Origin of the sequence: Paenibacillus sp. FSL K6-1330, assembly GCF_037976825.1 — a bacterium.
Classification (GTDB): Bacteria; Bacillota; Bacilli; order Paenibacillales; family Paenibacillaceae; genus Paenibacillus_AQ.
The window spans coordinates 4026125-4047938 of record NZ_CP150269.1; the positions used below are offsets into that span (position 1 = coordinate 4026125).

Below are 21814 nucleotides of genomic sequence, written 5' to 3' on the forward strand. Positions count from 1 at the left end.
AAGAACGGCATTTCGTCGTTAAGTCAATTCCTAATAACCCATTCATAAGGAGATGTTTAAGTATGAAAACGTTGGAACAAACCAATGTGGAGACGGTAAACCAATTTATCGAGGCATTTTGGAATCAGAGTGAATTGGAGTCTGTGGATCGATTTCTGACCGACGATTATCAAGAGCTCTCTTATCAATCCAAGGAAGGCCTAAAAAAATTCGCTGCAACGACCTTGGAGGCATTTCCCGATAAACGCTACACCGTGGAAGAGATCATCGGTCAAGGGGATAAGGTGCTCGTGAGAATGACTGTGAAAGGCACACATCAAGGCATGTTCTTTGGAACCGCGCCCACGGGCAATACGATTGATGTCACGCTTTACCGTCAATACCGCGTTGTGGACGGCAAGATCGCCGAGCATCGGGGCTGGATCGACATGGTGTCCATGTGGAGCCAAATTCGGGGCAACTAACTCCGTAAAATACAACGCTTCACATACTACCGACCCAAAACTGGGTCGGTTATGTGTTGTAATGAAAGATCATAGAGACAGAATTAGAGCCTTACTACTTGCCCTTTGTTTTGGGACGCTTCTCATCTAGTTAGATATTCATCTAATCGGCAATAAAGACATTACCCTTCCACGATATCTGCCCGAAGATCAGTTGCAATTTCGATCATGAGGGGTACGATTTCTTGATGGGAGACGGCTACATACAACTCCCCCATATAGTGTCTGAATGGAATAAGGGTTTCTCCCTGTTTCCACATAAAGAAATCCCCTTCTATAGACATAGTGCTTTCCTCCCCTTTCACAGTCAGCACTGTCTGATAAGTAAAATCAGCTTTGGATGAAAAATAAGCTTGGCATTCTTCCAATGAAATCTCTTGACCACTTGAGTTTGGTTGCAAGGATCTCGAAATTCGATAACGTTGATTCATAAATATCCTCCAAAAATAAAATGACCTTGTATCCTCCAATACATTAATTCTTAAGCTGGTCTCTGTCAATTGATTTGGATGACTCCGACTAAGCAACCTATTGGGTCGTGGCGAACTTGCGAGTGATGTTCCTATACTTTGTCGGTGATATGCCTTTTTTAACCGTAAACTGATTGATAAAGTAAGTGTCATACTCAAATCCGGTAGCGCGTGCAATTTCATCAAGCTTCATACCGGTATGAGTTAAAAGATCACAGGCAACTTTCAACGATGTGAAAACAAATAACCCATTGCTGTATGTCCGCATGTTTCCTGGAACTGTTTATTAAGAGTTCATGAGAATGACTTACACCATACAAACATATTTCCAAGTTCTTGAAAGCCAACCCTCGTGCAGACGCGCATCGCGTCATCCGGTTCAGGTTCCAGCGTCCACATCCCCCCATGATTAATGTAGAGCTTGCTGACGCCGACTTCTTTCAAGCGGCGCATGCACTCGAATAAGAGGTTTGTTGCCAATCCCCTTCTTCGATGCGTCGGAGCCGTTCCGAACGGTTCGATAATCGCGATGTTGTTCTCGCGATCGAGCCAGATATTTGCAAAGCCGACGACTGTATTCGCCTCGTCTAGTATAACCAAGTCGAAATCCTGACTGTACGTTGGACAGGACATCAAACGGCGGTAAATATTCATATCCGGCGCAGTCAACCCTGCTGAACCGCTCATGATCATAACCTTTTGCTCAATATTCCCATCTTAATCGGACGAACCTTGAACCCCTCGGGAAAACGAGGCTCGTGATTCGCAGTTTCCAAATCGATTACTCCGGAATACATGTACCATGTATGCTGCTCGTATCCCCTTGCCTTCAGCGTAATATGCGACTTATCATGATACCAATTTTTGACTAACGATATATGTTTTTGTCCTCCGTTTTTGACAAGAACATATATCGTTAAAAAAACAAAAAGCCGCAACTATGCGGCACCGTGTCCTCTATAATGCTTGTCAACTTTGATATCTTCGACATAGGCATATTTGTTCCAATTTCTTTTTATAACAATTTATCCAACGACTTTGATTATTTACGAGCGCTAAGTAAATGATTTTATGCGGATTGTCGATATAGCTCGAATGATCCTGAACCGTATCTTCTTCAATCGGTTCATCATCGGGGCCTAATTTTAGCCTTTTTAAAATTTTCTAGTTAATTGTACAATCATTAGATAGCAGATTCTACCATTTGTTATTCGTTAAGACTCCACTCAACACCTTGTAATAATAATTTTCATTGGGTACAATTTCCATATGAAAACATTGTGGGAGGAAATATAATGCATCCAAAAAAAGTCCCCCGTTAAGCCCGAGGTCCTCCATCCATGTGTTAGTAGCTTACCACCCAAATAATTCAAAGGGAGATGCACGCTAATGCACATGAATGGACCTGTGAATATTTCTCGAACCGAAAGACTTCAAACCTGCCACGACATTGCTTCGAGATTACACGAGGTTTACGGAGAAAAAATCCTAGCCATTGGGGTCTATGGTTCTGTTTCCAGAGGTACGGACGGCCCTTACTCGGACATTGAGATGTTTTGCGTTCTAAATGAATCCAATGAGTCCGTAGACTTTAGCTATGAATGGTCTGCTGGGCCTTGGAAAGCAGAAGTGAACGTCTGTAGTGCAGACGTTCTCATTAAGGTCGCCTCTACGGTTGAAGGAGACTGGCCATTGACGCATGGGCCATTCTTTTCCCAGCTTTGCCTGTATGACCCTGAGGGCTTTTTTCCAAGATTAAAGGAAGCTGCAGAGTCACCTACAAAGGAAGATTTTCGACATGCAATCCATGAAGTCCTTGTAGGGGAAATGTACGAATTTGTTGGAAAACTAAGAAATGTAAGTCTAAATGGACCTCATACCTATTTGCCTTATTTGGCAGTGGAATTTGCCCAATATGGAGCTATGTTAGTCGGGTTACACAACCAAAAGCTTTACTCTACTGGCTCCATGGTTCTACCGGAAGCCTTGAAACTGCCTGGTCGTCCAGAAGGATTCGACAATGTTCTGCGAATGGTTATGTCTGGAGAATTAGCAAATCCCTCCAGTGTTGTTTCAGCCTGTGAAAATTTCTGGAATGGCATTGTGAAATGGGCAACCGAGCATAACTACTCAATCCATTCTAAACGATTTCCATTCTGATTCGCATTTTAAACGTACTTATGATATAGGCTCTCCAAAGCTCGCTTTTATAAGGGTATAGGAATATCTCTTCGATCATAACTGGCACAAAAAAAGGTCAATCCTCTGGGATCGACCTTTTTTTGACTTTAGATCTTTAATTATTTTCTAATAGGCTGACCTGTAAGAGCTTGAACCTGTAACGGAGCTGTCAAGTATTTTGGAGCATTAGCTACGAACGCCTGAAAATGGCTGCTTGCATTGTGAGCCCCTACTGCTTCTTCATCTTTCCATTGTTCAACCATCATATATGTGTCATCCTGATCTGTATCCTTTAGGAGTTTATACGACACATTCCCTGCCTCCGCGCGGGATGACGCAATAAGTTCTTGTATGGACTCCAGAAATTCCGCTTCTACTTCACGGTTTACTTTCATTTCTGCATGAATAATAATCATAGTCATAACCTCACTTCCAATCCGCAATACGGTCAATAGGCAGACGAGTTGTTCTACGTGCCTCTTTAGCAGCTTTACCTACAGATATGAGCATAACCGGTACATAACGTTCCTTTTCCATACCAAATGCTTCCGCAATTCGGGATTTGTCATATCCACCAATCGGGTTTGTATCATATCCACGGGCACGAGCAGAAAGCATGAGCTGCATGGATACCAAGCCGCTATCAATAAGAATCATTTCGCGAAAAGCTTGTGCTGGTATACGTGCAAAAAGATCAGTATAGTTAGCCATCAGTTGATCTTTAATCTCTTGCGGCAAATAGCCTCTTTCCACAGCAGTACCCATAATTTCGTCAGCATTATCAAATGCGTTCATATCTCCGAAAACGGCAATGACTGCAGAGGAAGTTGTAACTTGCGTTTTGTTACCTGGTGCAAGCTCTTCAAGCGTCGCTTTACCTTCTGGGCTATCAACGACAAGAAATCTCCAAGGCTGAAGATTAACGGAAGATGGTGCCAAAGTTGCTTCTTCCAAAATCTCAGTCATTTCCTCACGGCTGATTTTAACCGCTGGATCGTACACACGCACAGAGCGACGGGAGGTAATTATTTCTTTATAATCATTGATTAGGGATGTTACAGTCATGATAGTCTCTCCTTTAATCTCTATAAGTTAATTGGTCTTACTAGATTCTTTCATCTGTTGAATCTGGCTGTTCAGCTTCTGCAGCACTTGAACAAACGCAAGTCGTTCTGATTCTGTAAGGTCTGCCTGCAGGGCCTCCATAAATCGATCTTTCTCCGCTCTAAACGTTGCTACTTTTCTCTTGCCTTCTTCGGTTAGCTGAACTAACGTAATCCGGTTGTCATTCTCACATCTGGTTCGCAGAAGCATTCCTTCCGCTTCCAACTGCTGAACATGCCGGGTCACCGCAGCAGGATCAATAGACACTGCCTTCTGCAGATCCGATTGGCTAATTTGGCCCCCCGTCAGTTTGCATAGGAGTTCGAGCCGATTGGGACTAACTCCAGCACAACGTTCAAACCGGGTCGCTATATGCTTGTTTAAATGCATTAGCAAGTACAGCAGGTCTTCTGTATGACATGTAGAGATGATAAATACCTCCTTCAATTCATTGACTCGTCAATAATTGATGGGTCAATCATATATCTTTATTTACAGAAAATCAAGTCCCCTTGCAGAAAATAAGACCGCCAAAGATTCCGTTCAGGGAACTTCATCGGTCTATTCAGTAATTTTAATTACCTAGCTTCTACACCTGGATGAGGTTCATTTCTTCGTGGATAAAACACAAAGTCTTTATGACAGATCATCCCAATCTCTTACTGCCAGCGAAGTTCTGCAATGACCGGATAATGATCCGACGCGTCGTAAGGAATAACCCTGGCTGTGGCCAGTTCTGTCGGCATGTTTACAAAGATGTGATCGATCTCCTTACCATTTTCCATGGTAGGCAGGTTGTTCTGAAGCGTGACTTTTGTCCATCGGGCGTTCAACCGTTTCATGAAAGGATCGTCCATCTCCATATTAAAGTCCCCGGCCAGGATCGTCGGTTGTTCCAGTTTCTCTAAAGCATTCCAAAGAATTGGGTTCTGTTTTATCCGTTCTTTCATATGTACCCCCAAATGGGTATTTACTACTGTAACCACGTCTTCATTGATTTGCAGTTTTACCATTAAGATGCTCCTTCTCTCTTTAGACCCGCCAATATACTGAATTTCTTTTGAAATTATCGGATAGTGGCTTAAAATAGCGTTTCCATATTGAAAAATAATGAGATTAACGCTAGGAGAGAAACAAGCGTGCATCCCGAGCTGTTTAGCCAGCCTTTTCAGCTGATCTCGAAAGCCGCTTCGGGGCAGAAAACGGTCCACCCCTTGCAATGCAACAATATCCGGTTGGACTTTTGTGATCACTTCCGCTATGCGGCTCAAACTTGCTTTCCCATCTAATCCTTTTCCGTGCCGTATGCTGTAGGACATCACTTTCAGATTGATGTTGTTATCCATATGAATCACCTTTTCCATTTTATCTATCTAACCTTCGTGTAGTTTACAATGGATATAAAAGTTAATGATCAGATGAAGCGATGAAATCTAACAGCAGGCTTAGCCCTGGAACCCTTTGTTATTTTTTCACAAAATGTGAATATTCATAAGTTCCAATTAATGTTAATAACGCTATATTTAAACTACTATCCTTTTACCCTAAATAAGAACGGAAACTGATCGTGAATATTCTTACAACAACAGAATCAACCTTTTCAACAAACATATCCAGGGGCATCATGCAGCGGTCGCTATTTGCCATTAAATAAGGCCGGATAGCATACTCTGATGTATGTCGTTTTATAATTTCATACTCATATCTCGAAGAATCCCATCTTGATGGCACGAAAATTGCTTATTATCCCTATAAGGAAATGACGACACAACATTTTCGAAAGGGATGAGATGATGATGTTAAGAATTGAACGGGACAAGAATGGAGAGGTCAACGTGCCCTCCCATGCATACTACGGTGTGGAGACGATGCGCGCTGCCGGAGAATATCCCACTGTGAACGCTCGTGTCCATAGCGAATTTATTAAGGCTTTGGCTTCCGTCAAAAGCGCTACCGTACGTGCAGGCATAGAGCATAGCATCGTGCCGGAGCGAATCGGAAATCTCATTATGAAGGCGACGGATGAAATCATGGATGGAAAGCATTCGGAGCAATTTATTACAGATTATATCCATGGTTCTTCAAGCAATATCCTGAATGTGAATATGAACGAGGTCCTTGCCAACCGGGCACTGGAGCTGATGCTTGAGGATAAAGGAAACTATGCGGTGGTTGATCCAGACATTCACGTGAACGGCCCTCATACAGCCGATTGGATCATTTCGACTACGCTAAATGTCGCCGCCCATCAATCTTCGCACAAGTTAATCACAGCCATCGAGGGATTAAAGTATCGATTATGGATGGCAAAAGAACTTCTCGAGGGACAACGTCCGGCCGATTCCGCGGATTCTGTTATGATGGTGTCGACACGACTGATCCGTTTTTTCAGGGAATCCGCGAAGCAGCTGCAGCTCGATGCGACGGCGCTCACGGAAGCCGCCTCCCGATTAAAGAGCATCCGGATCGCTTCCGCACCGGATGCTGCCATGCCCCATTCGTATTGCGAATTAACGGAGAGAACCGTCTCTTACTTAAGGCAAATTACTCGTACTGATTATTTTGCAGCAAGTCACTACCAAGATTCTTCTTCCGTCAGCAAAAGCGCCTATGCAGACCTTTCATCGGTTCTGAAAACATTGGCTGTTAATCTGTTCAAGCTATGCTGCGATATTCGGAACGCCTTTATGAGTGAGAAGGATATGAATCCGCCGAACCGCATTTACTATGAATCGGCTGGATTTTTGCATCAGGTCTGTATGCAGGTTATTGGATATGACCATATCATCAATCTCGCCGAGGAAGCCGGGATGCCTGATGACGACACCGTTCCTCCGGTAATCCTCTACCATTTAATGGAGTCGCTTGACATTATGATGAAGGGAATCGGATCGTTTGCAAGTTCGCTGACACGAGAGCAGAATGATGCCGATACAACAGCCGACTGAAGGAAAATAACGCACCGCCTCAGGAGTATTGAAAATCGAATAGGCGGCTACTAATAGTTGAGTAGCCGCCCTTCCACACCACCGTACGTAAGTTCGGTATACGGCGGTTCAATCGCTTAAGTGCAAGTTACGCATGCGCTCGTACTGCGCAGGAAAGTCGTAATATCCTGCCTGTGCGAGCTTTTCATATGTAATCGAACGCTGTAATATCGCGCTTACGGCTATATACAGATTTTCATCTCCAAGTTATCGCCCATGCTTGGCGGACCCAAGTAAGGGTGTCTCGGAAACCTATCCGAGACACCCTTTTCTATCTGCGCTTGCGGAATGAGGAGGGCATAATCTGCATTTGTTCCCGATACTTCGCAACCGTTCTGCGAGACAGCCGGATTCCCTCCGCTCGCAGCATATCCGCCATATGCTGGTCCGAATAGGGAATGTTTTTATTTTCGGCGTCGATAAGCTCCTTGATTCGGGCTTTAACACTCCGGGAGGATACACCGCTACCGCCCGTCGTCGATAGTCTAGCGGAGAAAAAATATTTCAGAGGGAGCACACCATGCGGCGTAAGTACGAATTTACCGTTCACCGCCCGGCTAACGGTCGATTCATGCAGGTCCAGTTTGGTGGATATCGTATTCATCTTCATCGGTGCAATTCCCTTGATTCCTTCAACCAGAAACTGTCCCTGCTCCTCCATAATGGCATTGACGACCCTCATCAGCGTCCGGTTCCTCTTCTCCAAGCTCCGAACCAGCCAACGGGCAGATCGGACGCAGCTGCTCAAATACGAAGTGGCTTCGGCTGATCCCCGCAACTTAACCCATTCTCGGGAGGAGTTGTTAATGGAGAGCTTGGGGAGATTTTCCGGATGGATCGACACTATGAAGCCACCCTCATAGTATTCGACGATCGCATCCGGAACGATATACTCTGGCTCGAACGAGGCATACGCCAGCCCCGGACGAGGATTCAATCCGCGAATATATTCCGATGCCGTCCTTGCCGTCTCCATGGGTATGTTCAAAGCCATTGCGATCTTCTCCAGCTTCCCGTATGCCAGCTCCGACATATACCGGTCTACGACTTCATACGCATACGGAGCGGCCGCCGGATCTCTATTAATCTGCAGCAGCAGGCATTCACTCAAATCTCTGCAGCCGACACCGGCAGGCTCTAACGATTGCAATGCCTCATGGGCGCTCCGAATAAGCTCTTCTGATACGTCAAGCTTCCTTCTGATTTCGGTGATCGGGATATCCAGATATCCGTCATCCCTTAGATTCCCCGCCATAAATGCCGCAATTCGGTATACCTCCCTTGGCAAGGGGAGCATACGCAGTTGGCTCCTAAGCCTTGACTCCAACGTGTCCTGCGACTGCCTTGCGTTCCGTAATGGGTCCATCTCGTACCCATTGCTGATTGTGGCCCTTCTCCTGTAGCCATAAGCGTCGTAATCCCGTCTGAATTCGAGTTCAAGGACCGGGTTTTCAGCTTCCTGCTCCTGTAAATAACGGACCAGGTCTTCGGCGGACATGGTTAATATATGAATCGATTGCTTCAGTTCAGGAGTTATTGCCAGCTTCGTGCTTTGGTCTTGCACTAATTGATAGCTCAGCAACAGATTCTCCTCCTCCCGCAGGCTCTCTTCAATGAATATACTGTTCCCTCTTGACTATACTCAAAAACATTCGAAATGAACATCATGATTTCGTGTCTAATATTTTAGACTATATATGATATGTTGAGCGTTTTGATGTTCATCCTGCTAGAAGCGCTCAGCTACCAGCTTTGCCTGCGTAAACAACAGCAAATAATCCCGACCGCCGGCTTTTGAATCCGTGCCTGACATATTAAATCCGCCGAACGGATGCGTTCCGACCAAGGCGCCAGTGCATTTGCGATTGAAATACAGATTGCCAACGAAAAGTTCGCGTCTTGCCGTCTCCAGATTCGGCCCGCTACGAGAAATGACGGCACCGGTCAAGCCATAATCCGTATTGTTGGCATACGCCACCGCCTCATCAAAGGTTTGCGCCTTCGTGAATGTAACTACCGGACCGAATATTTCTTCCCGCGAAATCCGGGCATTCGGGTCTACATCCGCGAAAATCGTCGGTTCGATGAAGTATCCGTTCGGATCTCCTGTGCCGCCACCAAGGACCAAGCGTCCTTCCTGTTTTCCGATTTCGATATACTCCTGAATTTTGAGGTATGCCTTTTCATCAATAACAGGACCTACATCGGTTGCGGCGGCTGCCGGGATACCCATTACCAGCTGACTTGCCCGCTCCACTACACGCTGCAGCACGATGTCGTAGACTTTCTCATGGACGATAGCCCTGGAACAAGCCGAACACTTCTGCCCGGAGAAACCGAAGGCGGACAGCGTTATGGCGTCCACCGCCAGATCGAGGTCTGCATCCTGATCAACGATGATCGCATCTTTGCCGCCCATTTCCGCAATGACACGTTTGATCCATTTTTGCCCAGGCTGCGTCTTGGCCGCCCGTTCATTGATGCGGAGTCCAACATCGCGGGAGCCTGTAAAGCTGACGAAACGGGTCAGTGGGTGATCAACAAGGTAATCGCCGACCTCTCCACCCGGTCCAGGAACGAAGTTGACGACGCCTGACGGCAACCCCACCTCTTCGAGCAGTGCCATAAATTTGGCAGCGATGACAGGTGTTGGACTGGCCGGTTTAAGGACGACGGTATTCCCGGATACAACGGCAGCCATCGTCATGCCTGCCATAATGGCCAATGGAAAGTTCCATGGCGGAATGATGACACCGACGCCTAAAGGCAGATAATACAGCTCATTCTCTTCTTCCTGGCTAACCGTTAATGGCTGCGGCTGGCTAAGCCGCTGTATCTCGCGTCCATAGAACTCCAGGAAATCGATCGCCTCCGCCGTTTCAACATCCGCTTCTACCCGGGTCTTCCCAGCCTCAAATGTCATCAAGGCAGAAAATTCATGTCTGCGCCGGCGCAAAATAGCTGCTGCCCGGAATAAATAACGTGCACGCTCATTCGGATCAGTCCGCTTCCAAGTCTCAAATGCAGCTGCAGCCGCCTGCATTGCCTGCTCCGCATATTGTACATTCGCCTGAGATACGATACCGACCACCTGAGCTTTATTCGCAGGGTTAATGGAGACGGCTTTGTGCTCAGTCATGATGCGCTCACCTCCGATGATTAGCGGATACTCTTTGCCAAGTCCTGCCTCCGTCTGCTCAAGTACGCGGTCATATTCCGCATTGTTACGCTCATCCTTAAAGTTAACAAACGACTCGTTCCTGAATTCAGTTCTCATAATTATTACCCACCCTTTTTCGTGTGATTTGGGTAGAATCGTCAAACCCTATTCCACCGGTCCTCTTGGATAATAAGCAATTATCGTGCCAACTGTGCTTGTTTCTTTCGTCTGGAACGATTTTTGCTTGCAGTTAAACCTGGTAAAGATTCATTGCACGAGCAATGACAGCCTGAAAGGAGAAATCAACCGTGGATAGTACTGAACTCTATCGAAAAGTATTATTATCAGTTTCCGGCAATAAGCTGGTCGAGCATCTTGCCCTTCGGTACGGCCGTAAATTAGCAGCTAAATTCATTGCAGGTAACAGCTTGGAGGAAGCGTTGGATGAAATTGAGAGGTTGAACGAGAAAGGGATCATCGTCACATTGGATCATTTGGGGGAGGGAATCACACAGTTATCGGAAGCTGCAGGCTACAGAGAGGAATATATACGCTTAATTAATGGGATCGCCATGCGGAAGGTGAACTCCAACGTATCACTGAAGCCAACGCAGATGGGCTTGGCCCTTGATCCAAAAGCATGCTATAGCAACATTCGGGACATCGTCATCCAAGCTGAACAAGATAACAATTTCGTACGGATCGATATGGAGGATTCTCCCTTTACACAAGCGACAATCGATATCGTTCTTCGCCTTCACGGGGAGGGATTAACCAATGTCGGGACTGTGATTCAAGCCTACTTGCTGCGTTCACGCGAAGATGTGAAGCGATTGATTGAAGCTGGTGTAAACCTCCGTCTCGTAAAAGGAGCGTACAAGGAGCCGGCATCCGTTGCCTATCAGCAAATGAGCGAAGTCATCGATAACTTCAAAGACCTCATTCAAATGCACCTTGACCAAGGCGTGTACACCGCCATTGCTTCGCATGATGATCGCATCATCGATTGGGTCAAGGGATATGCTCTTAAGAACGGCATCCCGAACGATGCCTACGAATTCCAGATGTTGTACGGCCTGCGAATGAACGACCAGGCGCAATTGGCGAAGGAAGGCCACCGAATCCGCTGCTATATGCCCTACGGCAGCATGTGGTACCCGTACTACACCCGACGTCTGGCAGAAAAGCCTGCTAATCTATGGATGGTCGTCAAAAATATGTTCAAATGATTTACACTGGAAAACAGGCCCGGTATAATGGCCCTAGTACCAGATTGTAAGCATTTACATTTCCCATAAAATAGGGGGCAATCGAATGAAGCATCTATTGCCGGCCGTGGAGCATTTCATCCGCACGGACTGCATAATTGTAGATCTGACTGACCTTGTAGCCATCCGGGGTGCACGGATGGCCGCCGAGTTCACCCCTGTTTTTGTCAGGGATGAGTCCGGTCAATATGCACTGCTGCCTGTATCGGCAGCCGAAACCATTCTGAATGTTCAAGATATCCTGATCAACGTCAAGACAGTAAACACAGATGATCCGTTAACGAAAGTCTCTGCTGCCTTCAGCTCTTGTTCATTGGCGATCGTTCTTAACGACGGCAAGGCTGTCGGTTACCTTTCCGCACAGGATGTTATGGATGCGGTGGTGCAGGCTCACCGGGTGCTGGAGGCTTATTTTGCAACAACGCTGGATACCTTGGACCCGGACGTTGCCATTACGCTGATTGACGAGGAAGGATGTGTAGCCGTCTGGACGTCAGGAGCGGAGCATATATTCTCCATTCCGAAAGAGGATATCATCGGCAAGCCTGCTTCGGATTTCTTTCCCGTCGATCGTCTGCAGTCTCTTCGCACGCTCGAAACCGGCCAGCCCGCCCATAAAATGCAGCATCGGCCGCGGCACGACCTGTTCGTCCTAATTAATTCGAATCCGGTTACTCTCGAGGATCGGATTATTGGCGCCGTTGCGGCGGAATCAGACCTGACCACCCAAATGCGGCTGCATCAAGAGCTGCTGCAGATGACAAGCAAGGTCCATCATCTTCAGAAGGAAGTGGCCCTGCTGAACCCTGCGGCAGACCCATTTCAGCATATCAAGGGAACGAGCCGCGCGATTAAACACAGTATCGAAACGATCAAGAAGATCAGTTCGACGAAAGCGACGGTGCTTATCCTGGGTGAGAGCGGTACCGGAAAAGAATTATTCGCGAAGGCGATCCACGAGTCCCGCGAGTCGATGAACGCCCCCTTCATTGCAATCAATTGCGGAGCCATACCAGCCGCACTGTTCGAGAGCGAATTATTTGGCTACGAACGGGGCGCTTTCTCAGGTGCAGACCCGAAAGGGAAGAAAGGGAAGATCGAACTGGCCCGCGGCGGCACCCTATTCCTTGACGAGATCGGGGAAATGCCTCTTGATCTTCAGGTCAAGCTGCTGCGCGTGCTCCAAGAACGGAGTTACTTCCCGGTCGGCGGCACGAAGTTGCTGCAGGCCGACTGCCGGATTATCGCGGCCACAAACCGTGATTTGAAGCGAATGATTGATGACGGTAGCTTTCGCGAGGACCTATATTACCGGCTAAACGTCGTAACTTTGGAGGTTCCCCCCTTACGCGCCCGCAAAGAAGATATTTACGAGCTGACACAGTCCTTTCTTCACGAATTCTCGCTCGTTTATGGCCGCCATATCCATTCGTTTACGCCGGAGGTATTCGAGGATTTGCTTCATTACGATTGGCCTGGCAACATCCGCGAGCTGCGCAACACCATTGAGCGCCTCGTCATCTTCTCTACCGAAGGAGAGATTCGGCGCGAATATTTGCCAGACCATATTTATTCTGGCGATAAGAGTCCGCAGCCGGGAGAGGATGTTGGTCCAAGCACCGCACCCATCAACGGTGCTACTTACCAGGCTAGGCTTGACGAGTACGAACGGAACCTAATGCGTGAAGCGCTTGAAGCGGTCAACGGGAACAAGTACACGCTGGCGAAGCAGCTCGGCATTTCGCGGGCTACGCTCTACAACAAGCTCAAACGGCTGAAACTGTGAAGCTAGCTTGGATGGACGAATGTCTAATATTTTGGACACTTCAATTTTGAATGTCTAAAATTGCATACATAATGGAATTATCAGCCAATTATGAATCATACACGCTTGTACCTTGCTTTTCTTGCTGACTTCCATCGTATTGATCTGTTCATTATTTCCCAAAAACGAAAGGCAGCTGATCGTTTGATCAGCCGCCTCTTTATCATGGTTCAACTACCGTATCCAGTTAGCTAAATAAACTCTATTTCTCTAGCTTGTCATTGTTTGTTATTTCAACCTCTGACAGGCTAATCACGGATCTCAAGCTTTCGTTTCTGTAATCCATACAAACCGGCAGCAGCAATCGCTATAAAAATTGCGCTGGATGCTACGCCGAGTTGCAAGCCGTACCGGTTCGACCACCACATCTCCGACGATGGGATCGATAATCTGTCCAGAGGCAAAAAAGCAGCTTCTTATTTCATGTCCTTCCAGCTTTTGAAATCGTGAATGGCGAAGCCGGCATAGCTTGTGTAGTGCGCCAATTGATTATGGGCGGACTGCAACTCTTTTTCCATCACTTCGCTGCTCATGGAATAGAATGAGACCCGCGGCCCCTCTTTGCTTTCGAGCGTTTCTACAGCAACAACAACTTTCTTCTTCAACGTGGAGGCTTCTCTCAGTATGGCCTGCGCATTCTTCACAATTCCATTGCTGCCTAACGCATAATTCCGATAATTCATGATGACTAGGCAATCGAACTTCTCTAGCATCCATGCGCTCATACTGTAATCCTTCCCCGGTACATTAATCGTATTTAGCCAAAACGGAACGTCGATCGCAATGTTCAAGCCGCTCCCTTTGGTTTCTTTCTCGATCAGTCTCAAATTGTCCATCCAGCATTCAAGAATCGTCTTATTGTCCTTCGTCCATTCACTTAGCGCATAAGGTTCAATATCGAAATGCAATCCCGAAAAGCTTGCTTCCGGGCCAACAGCGGCGTTATAGGCTTTAACCCACGCTATAAATTTTTGAATATCCTCCTGCTTAGACCTATAGGCCCATTCGGGACGACCCTCAAGTGCCTCCACTTGAATTCCTTCGCTCTTCGCTTTTCGAATAAAACCCTCATATATTGCTGGATCTATGTCTCTATCAACCTGAAGGTAAATATCCGTTATCCCTTTTATTCTTGCAAAACTTATAATTTTATCTTGATCCTGTTTCAGGATGTTGCTATCCCATATCCATGTTCCTTTCGGAGCACGAGCCACTGAGGTCATGACGCTCACCAGATTGAGTGAAGGTTGCCAATCCACAATTGCATGCAAGGCTTCACTAATAAAGCGAAGCGGAACCATCGTGCGACCGTTTTTGAGCACCGCCGACCCTTCAAAATCTACTCTTTTTCCATTCACCAGTGCATGATTATCGCCAATCATCAATATAATGATGTCACGGTTAAGCAAGATCGTGATTTGTTTTAATTTTCCGCTCCATTTCGTAGTAGCTCCGAGCTTGTCGGATACAAAAGCAAGTGGAACCATCGTAAGGTTGGTTTTTTGATCGACGTATGGGTGTTCATCTGGGAATTGAACTTCACGGCCATCCACGGATACTCGGACTTCAGAAGCGTAGGTAGCGGGGGTAAACGCAGCTAAACATAGCATGATAGCTAACGTGCATACTAGCAATTTTCTCATGTGTGACTTCCTCATCTTATTTTTTTATTTTCCTTACTGTGCATGCAATGTTCGACTATGAGATTATAAGGTATGTAATAATTGGTAACAAGAACAACGACGCAACGAAGCGTCGTTGTTCTTCTGATACTTCCAAGTTATATATGGAATTTCGGTTTCCAGCGTTATTTTTTGAGCGTAATCCTACAGGCTCCTTGATCCAGTATCGTTTTACGCCGAGAGCCGCATTTCACTTAAAATTTATTGTGTGAACCTCAAGAGCTTCTATAGCTGCTTCAATAGAAGCAATGCGTCTTTCAAGTAATGTCTTTTGAGGACTACCTTCTTTAGCGTTTTCATGCTGTTTTTCTACAGATGGAAGAATACCAATTATAACTTTTCGGGCTTCAAGGATGTTTTCCTTTTCGTATGAAAAATCTGCTCCATGCCAAGCATTTTCTAGACTATCTAAGGCGATTTTCACTGCATCCAGTCGTTTCTTAACGAGGGTTGCGTTTGATCCTTTCCCAATCATATTCTTGTAGGCATTTTCGAGTTTGCTTAAAGTTGACTGCATCGATTTTATCAACAATGTTTGGCGTTCTGGACTAACAGCTTTCAATTTTCTCACTCCTCACTCCCTTATGTATTGTACTCAACGTAAGGTGCTGATCCCATAGGTCGCTGCACCCAACTCGTGAGCAGTTACATGCGTCACAGCCAGGGCCTGCCCGTTGAGCCTGTGCTGCGTTAGCTTCAAAGGCGGCCTTACTTGATTGAGTTCAATCACTCGACAATGGCGGTCTTCATTTGGTTGTGTTTGCTCGAAATAATGTAGCTCATGTTGTGCGCAATCGACTGCCTATATCGTAAGAAGCGGATAATCCGAATCTGTCAATGTACCGCCCGACTCATAATGACGAAGCTAGGGGCTCCCATTACAATCCGCTTCCTTTTGATTCCAATATAAGTGTACAACATTTATGCAAGTGCAAAGATAAAACTGACATTCCCTTCATTTCCCTAATATCAATATAAAAAGATTATCGAAGTACTTTAATGTTTTCTCTAAAGATTGTTTGAATCATATGAGGTACATTAGATCATTCTCCTCTACTTGTAATGACTCAATTATGGCTACAAAAATGATCTATCAGGCTATTCGGCTTTGTTGATGTGTTTTTCAACTATAGTGTCCTTTAGCTAAATAATCTGTTGATGTTATTCAATTAGAAGCTCTTGTCATCGAGTCACGACAAGAACTTATATACTTAAAAGAAAAAAGCCGCATAGAATGCGACTTACACAGTTTTCATGTTCTTGTCGTCCGACAATTCAGTGTTGGAATTGGAAATTCTGTTACATCACCTTCGGTGGCTATTCTGCCGACCGAATTACCTCGATTCTGCGTAAACCATAATGCCCCGTTTGGGCCGGGAACAATAAATGAAGGAAATGAGTCTGAATTAGGCAACTCAAATTCGGTCATCTCCCCCGATGTGGTTAACCTTCCGATTCTGCCGCTATTCATTTCCGTAAACCAAATCGCACCTTCCCGATCTTCCGTCATGCGGAAAGGCGCTATTGGCTTGATACTCGGTAAACCGCAAGTCCCGATCCGATCCGATTGCCCCGTTGTTCCGTTATTCTGATTCCTTAATCCGTCGAATCCCTCGCGCGATTTGTTCCCTCTCATGCTCGCTTAGCGAATATAGTACAGGTGCCCTAGGAATGTCGAACTTCAGATGAGAATGAGGGATTTCCGTCAATAGAGTTCCAATAGGTTGTTGACCATTCTTACTACGAATAACGTTCCAGAAAATTCTAGACCTATTTTCCTCGGTTCCCCATTTTTCAAGCGAATTGCGAAATAGCAAACATCTCCCGATGACAAAATCATGCTCCTTGAGGGGCTCCGTTGCTTCAAAACCTGCATCTTCAAGGCTATCAAAGATTACGGGCATCAACTGGTCCAAATAAAGCCCATAGGCAGCATCCTCGATTTCACGAAAAGCGATCGTTAACTCATCAAGCATCGAATCGTATAGTGTTTTCCATACCGATTCGATATATTGATTACCTGCCCCGCCAATCTCCTCAATGGTCATGTCGTAACGGAATACTGGTTTTACAGTCATATATACTCCTCCTTGAATTGGATTATCTCCATCATATAACATGTAAGCCAATTGGAAGGTTAGAGGATAAATTTGAAGGAAATCAATAAATAATCAAGAATAACATTACAACGGTTTTAATGTTGTGCATTGTTCACGAAGGTGGGATAACATGGGCTTTCGACCCAAAAAACTGGCTGAAAAATACGGGTTAAGCAGCAGCACCCTGCGGAACTACGAAGCGAAGGGGCTGATACCTCCTGCAGTTCGATCTTCAAATGGCTATCGTATGTATACCGAACGGCATGAAGCTTATCTGGCATGTATTCAAGCCATGGCTGCCGGATTTGGTATGGAAGTAACGAGCGAGGTAATGCATTGTCTTGGGCGAAATGAGTTGAATGACGCATTGTGGATCGTCAGGGATCGGGAGGTCATGCTGCATCGGGAAAAAGCAAGTTTAGATCAACTGGTAAGGGAATTGAAGTCGTATTCTGAAGGTAGTCAAGCTTACGACTTTAACCAACATTTCAGCATCCACGAGGTTTCCAGCCGGACAGGGGCTCCTAAATCGGCAATCCGTTACTGGGAGCAAAGCGGCCTGTTTACGGCTAAGCGAGACCCTGATAACGATTACCGTCTTTATAATGAAGCACACCTATTTAAAATTAGGATGTTTCAGGTACTGCAGAGCGCTGTTTATTCCGAGGAAACCGTGAACTTAAAACAATCCATTGCACGCTTAGATCTAGAGAACATCGAGCATGCGATGAAGCTTTCTGAAAGTATCCAGGCTTACCTGCACAAAACGATCAAACTCCAGATGCGAGCGCACTATTTTCTATATCGCTTAATTAAAGACCCATTGTAGTGTATAGATTAATAAACGAAGCCATGGTAACAACGTAGGATTATCGCTGTGACCATGGCTTTTATTTATTTGGAACTATAAGTTATCCGTATCATGGCGCGAGGAGTATTTGTCATGAAAGACCTTGGTTCAAGGTCGAAATCAACGATAAACAAACCGTTTGTTTTCGAATTCTCGCCAGTACATGCCGACAAGCTCCAGATAGGAATAGTTCGCCTCCTGCCATCCTTGGCGGACCTGATCCAGCCACCACTGCATCACTTTTATCCGGTTTTCGAACGCTTTCTCTTTGCCGCCGAATGTTGCGGACACTTTGGTTATTTATTTCGCTTTGTCAGCAATAAATTGGGCGTCCGCCCAATCGGCGTGATCATTGCCATTTCCATCGCCGGCATCGGTAACGATTAACTTCAATTGTTTCCTTCCACTAACATCAACATCAATAAACTTGGCCGGAGTGTCTCTTTTCATCGTCCCACTGTCAAACAATTTCTCACCGTCGGCCCATACTTGAAAAGCTACGGATCCGACATCGTTTCTGTTTGCCTCCTGGTCAAGGCCTACATAGCATTGAAAGCGATCATACCCTTTCCCAGCAATGTCGTAAATGATTTCTGAATTAGCATGCGTTCCAATTCCTCTATCATAAGTGACAACGCCCGAATCACTTAACAATTCAATCGGGTTCCCTTCGACACTAGCATCTCGATGAATCGTTCCCCAGCCAGTCGTCGCGTATATCCACGGAATGTCGCTTAAATACAATTGTGGAGTGATATTAAAATGAATCTTATACGTTTGCGTCACGGATCCATCTGCCGAGGTGACGGTAATCACGGTGGTACCCGGAAGTTGTTCAGCCGGTAACATATCTACCATGACATCGTTATTGGCCGGAATGACTTCCACCGTGGGTACATCCGATATCGTGCCTTCCAAAAATGTCATGTAGTAATCTTTGGTTACGTGATCAAAACTTGAGAAGGATTCCCCGTTGATCTTGATGTCATCTATTAACACCTCTTTCAACAGCTTAGCTCCCGCCCAATCAGCATGAGTCGCACCATTGCCTACCCCACCGTCCGTTACTTCCAACGTAAGAACATCAACATTGGAAACATCAACATTGACATGCTGGGTATCCGTCTCACTTTTCATTACGCCGCTATCATAGAGCTTTTGCCCGTCTCCCCACACTCGAAATACGACAGAGCCCCCCTGAGTCTCACTGTCTAGTCCAATATCCGTGATAAACCTTGAAAAGTTTTTACCGATATAAAATGAAGCTTTAGAGTATGCATGAACACCCAATCCTTTTTCATACCCTTTACCGTTCAGGGTGATCATATTGCCATCTCCTTGACCACTCCCGCCAACACTTGTATCCCTTTCAGCGGGACCCCAGCCGTTTGAAACGTTGCCGAAAAATGGCATGTCGCTTAGAAATGTATCTTCCGCCTTAGCGGCGGACGGGACTTGCACGGAAAATTCTGAGCGTACATGCCCCTGAATTTCCCCACCAGAAACGAACGCGGCATCCGCTGTAAGATGACTCCAGCCAGCTCCAGCGTCTTGAGGCACCGTCACCTTCCAACTCACCTTAACGGAATTGTTTATGCCTTCAGGTGGCATGGTTTGAAATGTGTTGTCCGAAGCGGGGATTACTGTCCATCCTTCCGGTACATTTAGATTGAGATCCAGGTTATGAACAGCCACTCTTCCATAATTGGTCAGCGTTGTTATGATCGTTGTGGTTTCACCTGGGGCTATAACAGAAGGGCCGTCAAACGATATACCAACAGCCGCAGGCACTCCGTTCGGTGTTCCCGGTGTAACACGGTAGGTGACCGCTGAAAATGGTTCAACATCGGAGACGATTTTGCTGGCATAACTCATTGTTTGGCCAGTCCAATCGTCTTCAGCCAAATAAACTGAAGCAGGTTTAAAACCTAATTTTTCCGGTTCAGCACTGATTGTTGTCGCTGCAGTAGTCCGGTTGACCAATGTCATCATTTTGCTTCCGTCAGACAGCGATTTGACCCAAATTTCTTTGCCGTCATTATCGATAACTCGCTTAAATCCGTCAGTTGAAACCTCATTTCTCGTTTCCGGACTGACGCGATACATCATAATTCCGTGAGACGGAACAGAAGCCCTGATTTTGTCTGTGGTCGTAGTCGTTTCATGTGCCCAGAGATTCCGAACCGTATAGGTCATATTGTCGACAGAGGTTGGTATGCCCAATTGACTTAGACTTATCTCCATATTTGACGCACCATCGGTTGAGTTGAAGAACAACACGGCTTTGTCCCCATTGGCCATCGGTTTCAACAATACATAAGTACCGTCGTTTGGCATCTTGATGGGACGTCCCTGTATTCCGATTGGATCCTGATTCACCGCAGTCACTTCGCGATTGGCGTAAATATCTAAAATTTCTTGGGAGGCATTCAGTAAATCGGTACCCGAGAGTAATGGCGCAGCCATTATGGACCAAAGACTAAATTCCGTGCGATATTCCTCTATACTCATGCCCCCATTGCCAATTTCCAACATATCGGGATCATTCCAATAACCCGGACCAGCATACGGATACAGTTCAACAGTCTTAAGGAAATGGACTAACATCCGTAGATACGTATCACTAATATCACCTGTTGTCCGCCACAGATTGCCCACCTGCTTGCCCCATATCCACGGATCATCGGTTCCCCCAACGCTCATACTGAAAACAATGTCCCGCCCTGTATCCGCAAGCGCATCGCGCATCTTCGAATAGCGTTCCTGTATCGGTTGCCCCAGAGGGTCGCCACAATTATCATACTTTAGATAGTCGATTCCCCACTCAGCAAAACTTTGGGCATCTTTCTTTTCATAATTGAGACTCCCCGGATAATTGGCACAAGTCGTGGTACCTGCGCTTGCGTAAATACCAATTTTCAGACCGAGAGAGTGAACATAATCGGCGACTTCCTTCATCCCGTTTGGAAACTTCTCCGGATCGGGAACTAAATTGCCGTTTGCATCGCGTTGATTAAGCATCCAACAATCATCGATGTTGACGTATTCATAGCCCGCTTCTTTCATCCCGGAATCAACGATCTTTTTAGCCGTTTTCTTCACGAGATCGGCATTAACGTCACAATGAAAGGCGTTCCAACCATTCCAGCCCATCGGAGGCGTTTTTGCAAGCCCATTGTCAAGCGCATAGGCTTGTGATTGATTGAATCCTAACAAACCAATGACCAGTGTAAACAAAAACAAAAGCGTTACCAACGACTTTTGAAACCGAGGTTTGTTCATTGACATATCATCCTTTCTTTTATTGTATTCTCGTATGGAACTCTAGATCTTTGATCCCTCCTTTCGCGGCATCCGGCACAAACCATTTGGAGAACACTTTCGTAACGGCCATGCTGAAAACGCTTCCGCATGGACTTATGATAAAGGGGGACTTACAGGAGAGCAAGCAGCATAATTTGATGTATTGTACTATTTTTTTCGTATGCTATATGAGACGTATTGTCCGTGAAAATCGCAAAAAAATAGAAAATGATACACGAAAAAAAGGCCATATCCGAACTGGACATGGCCTATAAGAACCTATATCATTCCCACGTTTCTTTTCTTCATACGTTGTATACCGCATGCTATTTGCATCACGCTGCAACAGAATTTGTCATGAAATGCCTTGGTCCAAGGCCGA

The 21814-nt window shown here is 45.9% G+C and carries 21 protein-coding genes and 2 pseudogenes; 6 read left to right on the forward strand and 17 right to left on the reverse strand.

Annotation, left to right across the window (positions count from 1 at the left end; translation table 11 throughout):
- The first annotated feature begins 62 nt into the window (after positions 1-62).
- A complete protein-coding gene (locus NYE54_RS18020) occupies positions 63-464 on the forward strand; it encodes an ester cyclase (RefSeq protein ID WP_339265055.1) in 402 nt (133 codons plus the stop codon).
- A gap of 161 nt (positions 465-625) precedes the next feature.
- Here the strand turns inward: NYE54_RS18020 and NYE54_RS18025 are convergent, their stop codons facing one another.
- From NYE54_RS18025 to NYE54_RS18040, 4 genes and pseudogenes are all read right to left on the reverse strand, one after another.
- On the reverse strand, positions 626-934 hold the full coding sequence (locus NYE54_RS18025; protein ID WP_339265057.1) for a hypothetical protein: 309 nt from the start codon (positions 932-934) through the stop codon (positions 626-628).
- Between the two features lie 97 nt (positions 935-1031).
- A complete protein-coding gene (locus tag NYE54_RS18030) occupies positions 1032-1241 on the reverse strand; it encodes a helix-turn-helix domain-containing protein (RefSeq protein ID WP_339265059.1) in 210 nt (69 codons plus the stop codon).
- Positions 1242-1267: 26 nt separating this feature from the next.
- Complete coding sequence (locus tag NYE54_RS18035; protein WP_339265060.1) at positions 1268-1660, reverse strand: GNAT family N-acetyltransferase; 393 nt, start codon at positions 1658-1660, stop codon at positions 1268-1270.
- A 269-nt stretch (positions 1661-1929) separates the two neighbouring features.
- Positions 1930-2107 (reverse strand): annotated as a pseudogene (locus NYE54_RS18040) (GNAT family N-acetyltransferase); the annotation flags it as partial.
- 255 nt (positions 2108-2362) lie between these two features.
- On the opposite strand from NYE54_RS18040, the gene NYE54_RS18045 reads away from it, so the two are divergent.
- The gene (locus tag NYE54_RS18045) at positions 2363-3133 is read left to right on the forward strand and encodes an ANT(4')-I family aminoglycoside nucleotidyltransferase (RefSeq protein WP_339265062.1); all 771 of its coding nucleotides are present in this window, start codon (positions 2363-2365) and stop codon (positions 3131-3133) included.
- 140 nt (positions 3134-3273) lie between these two features.
- Here NYE54_RS18045 and NYE54_RS18050 read toward each other — a convergent pair whose 3' ends face one another.
- The 4 genes from NYE54_RS18050 to NYE54_RS18065 all read right to left on the reverse strand — a co-directional run bounded on the left by NYE54_RS18050 (position 3274) and on the right by NYE54_RS18065 (position 5604).
- Positions 3274-3570, reverse strand: a complete 297-nt coding sequence (locus tag NYE54_RS18050) for a putative quinol monooxygenase (protein WP_339273549.1) — start codon at positions 3568-3570, stop codon at positions 3274-3276.
- Positions 3571-3580: 10 nt separating this feature from the next.
- Positions 3581-4219: a nitroreductase family protein gene (locus NYE54_RS18055; protein ID WP_339265063.1), complete on the reverse strand. Its 639-nt coding sequence runs from the start codon at positions 4217-4219 to the stop codon at positions 3581-3583.
- Positions 4220-4246: 27 nt separating this feature from the next.
- A complete protein-coding gene (locus tag NYE54_RS18060) occupies positions 4247-4705 on the reverse strand; it encodes a MarR family transcriptional regulator (RefSeq protein ID WP_076321469.1) in 459 nt (152 codons plus the stop codon).
- Between the two features lie 212 nt (positions 4706-4917).
- Entirely contained in the window at positions 4918-5604 is a 687-nt protein-coding gene (locus tag NYE54_RS18065; RefSeq protein ID WP_339265065.1) for an endonuclease/exonuclease/phosphatase family protein, read from the reverse strand.
- Positions 5605-6054: 450 nt separating this feature from the next.
- Here NYE54_RS18065 and NYE54_RS18070 point away from each other — a divergent pair, with 450 nt between their 5' ends.
- Positions 6055-7206: a lyase family protein gene (locus NYE54_RS18070; RefSeq protein ID WP_339265067.1), complete on the forward strand. Its 1152-nt coding sequence runs from the start codon at positions 6055-6057 to the stop codon at positions 7204-7206.
- 310 nt (positions 7207-7516) lie between these two features.
- Here the strand turns inward: NYE54_RS18070 and rpoN are convergent, their stop codons facing one another.
- Together rpoN and pruA are read right to left on the reverse strand one after the other, a co-directional pair.
- Positions 7517-8827 (reverse strand): RNA polymerase factor sigma-54, encoded by a 1311-nt coding sequence (rpoN, locus tag NYE54_RS18075; protein WP_339265069.1) that lies wholly within the window; start codon positions 8825-8827, stop codon positions 7517-7519.
- A gap of 147 nt (positions 8828-8974) precedes the next feature.
- Positions 8975-10522 (reverse strand): L-glutamate gamma-semialdehyde dehydrogenase, encoded by a 1548-nt coding sequence (gene pruA / locus NYE54_RS18080; RefSeq protein ID WP_339265071.1) that lies wholly within the window; start codon positions 10520-10522, stop codon positions 8975-8977.
- Between the two features lie 191 nt (positions 10523-10713).
- Between pruA and NYE54_RS18085 the strand changes: the two genes are divergently transcribed.
- A complete protein-coding gene (locus NYE54_RS18085) occupies positions 10714-11634 on the forward strand; it encodes a proline dehydrogenase family protein (RefSeq protein ID WP_339265072.1) in 921 nt (306 codons plus the stop codon).
- A gap of 85 nt (positions 11635-11719) precedes the next feature.
- Positions 11720-13459: a sigma 54-interacting transcriptional regulator gene (locus NYE54_RS18090; protein WP_339265074.1), complete on the forward strand. Its 1740-nt coding sequence runs from the start codon at positions 11720-11722 to the stop codon at positions 13457-13459.
- Between the two features lie 287 nt (positions 13460-13746).
- Here NYE54_RS18090 and NYE54_RS18095 read toward each other — a convergent pair whose 3' ends face one another.
- The 5 genes and pseudogenes from NYE54_RS18095 to NYE54_RS18115 all read right to left on the reverse strand — a co-directional run bounded on the left by NYE54_RS18095 (position 13747) and on the right by NYE54_RS18115 (position 17258).
- The gene (locus NYE54_RS18095; protein WP_339265076.1) at positions 13747-13902 is read right to left on the reverse strand and encodes a hypothetical protein; all 156 of its coding nucleotides are present in this window, start codon (positions 13900-13902) and stop codon (positions 13747-13749) included.
- Between the two features lie 12 nt (positions 13903-13914).
- Positions 13915-15141: a copper amine oxidase N-terminal domain-containing protein gene (locus NYE54_RS18100; RefSeq protein WP_339265078.1), complete on the reverse strand. Its 1227-nt coding sequence runs from the start codon at positions 15139-15141 to the stop codon at positions 13915-13917.
- Between the two features lie 229 nt (positions 15142-15370).
- Positions 15371-15697 (reverse strand): hypothetical protein, encoded by a 327-nt coding sequence (locus NYE54_RS18105; protein WP_339273551.1) that lies wholly within the window; start codon positions 15695-15697, stop codon positions 15371-15373.
- Positions 15698-16447: 750 nt separating this feature from the next.
- Positions 16448-16702: pseudogene (locus NYE54_RS18110) on the reverse strand (Virginiamycin B lyase); the annotation flags it as partial.
- A gap of 61 nt (positions 16703-16763) precedes the next feature.
- Positions 16764-17258, reverse strand: coding sequence for a DUF6022 family protein (locus tag NYE54_RS18115; RefSeq protein ID WP_339265079.1), 495 nt, complete (start codon positions 17256-17258; stop codon positions 16764-16766).
- A 151-nt stretch (positions 17259-17409) separates the two neighbouring features.
- Between NYE54_RS18115 and NYE54_RS18120 the strand changes: the two genes are divergently transcribed.
- Positions 17410-18108, forward strand: coding sequence for a MerR family transcriptional regulator (locus tag NYE54_RS18120; RefSeq protein WP_339265081.1), 699 nt, complete (start codon positions 17410-17412; stop codon positions 18106-18108).
- Between the two features lie 141 nt (positions 18109-18249).
- Here NYE54_RS18120 and NYE54_RS18125 read toward each other — a convergent pair whose 3' ends face one another.
- Complete coding sequence (locus tag NYE54_RS18125) at positions 18250-18420, reverse strand: DUF4855 domain-containing protein (RefSeq protein ID WP_339265083.1); 171 nt, start codon at positions 18418-18420, stop codon at positions 18250-18252.
- A gap of 9 nt (positions 18421-18429) precedes the next feature.
- Positions 18430-21411, reverse strand: coding sequence for an NPCBM/NEW2 domain-containing protein (locus NYE54_RS18130; protein ID WP_339265084.1), 2982 nt, complete (start codon positions 21409-21411; stop codon positions 18430-18432).
- Between the last annotated feature and the right edge of the window lie 403 nt (positions 21412-21814).

Bases quoted from the DNA above. Each gene is read 5' to 3' on its own strand.
- NYE54_RS18120 (WP_339265081.1), top strand. From the start codon at position 17,410: ATGGGCTTTCGACCCAAAAAACTGGCTGAAAAATACGGGTTAAGCAGC.
- NYE54_RS18130 (WP_339265084.1), bottom strand. From the start codon at position 21,411: ATGAACAAACCTCGGTTTCAAAAGTCGTTGGTAACGCTTTTGTTTTTG.
- NYE54_RS18115 (WP_339265079.1), bottom strand. From the start codon at position 17,258: ATGACTGTAAAACCAGTATTCCGTTACGACATGACCATTGAGGAGATT.
- NYE54_RS18065 (WP_339265065.1), bottom strand. From the start codon at position 5,604: ATGGATAACAACATCAATCTGAAAGTGATGTCCTACAGCATACGGCAC.
- NYE54_RS18045 (WP_339265062.1), top strand. From the start codon at position 2,363: ATGCACATGAATGGACCTGTGAATATTTCTCGAACCGAAAGACTTCAA.
- NYE54_RS18035 (WP_339265060.1), bottom strand. From the start codon at position 1,660: ATGAGCGGTTCAGCAGGGTTGACTGCGCCGGATATGAATATTTACCGC.
- NYE54_RS18030 (WP_339265059.1), bottom strand. From the start codon at position 1,241: ATGCGGACATACAGCAATGGGTTATTTGTTTTCACATCGTTGAAAGTT.
- NYE54_RS18050 (WP_339273549.1), bottom strand. From the start codon at position 3,570: ATGATTATTATTCATGCAGAAATGAAAGTAAACCGTGAAGTAGAAGCG.
- NYE54_RS18055 (WP_339265063.1), bottom strand. From the start codon at position 4,219: ATGACTGTAACATCCCTAATCAATGATTATAAAGAAATAATTACCTCC.
- pruA (WP_339265071.1), bottom strand. From the start codon at position 10,522: ATGAGAACTGAATTCAGGAACGAGTCGTTTGTTAACTTTAAGGATGAG.
- NYE54_RS18020 (WP_339265055.1), top strand. From the start codon at position 63: ATGAAAACGTTGGAACAAACCAATGTGGAGACGGTAAACCAATTTATC.
- NYE54_RS18025 (WP_339265057.1), bottom strand. From the start codon at position 934: ATGAATCAACGTTATCGAATTTCGAGATCCTTGCAACCAAACTCAAGT.
- NYE54_RS18100 (WP_339265078.1), bottom strand. From the start codon at position 15,141: ATGAGAAAATTGCTAGTATGCACGTTAGCTATCATGCTATGTTTAGCT.
- NYE54_RS18070 (WP_339265067.1), top strand. From the start codon at position 6,055: ATGTTAAGAATTGAACGGGACAAGAATGGAGAGGTCAACGTGCCCTCC.
- NYE54_RS18090 (WP_339265074.1), top strand. From the start codon at position 11,720: ATGAAGCATCTATTGCCGGCCGTGGAGCATTTCATCCGCACGGACTGC.
- NYE54_RS18105 (WP_339273551.1), bottom strand. From the start codon at position 15,697: ATGCAGTCAACTTTAAGCAAACTCGAAAATGCCTACAAGAATATGATT.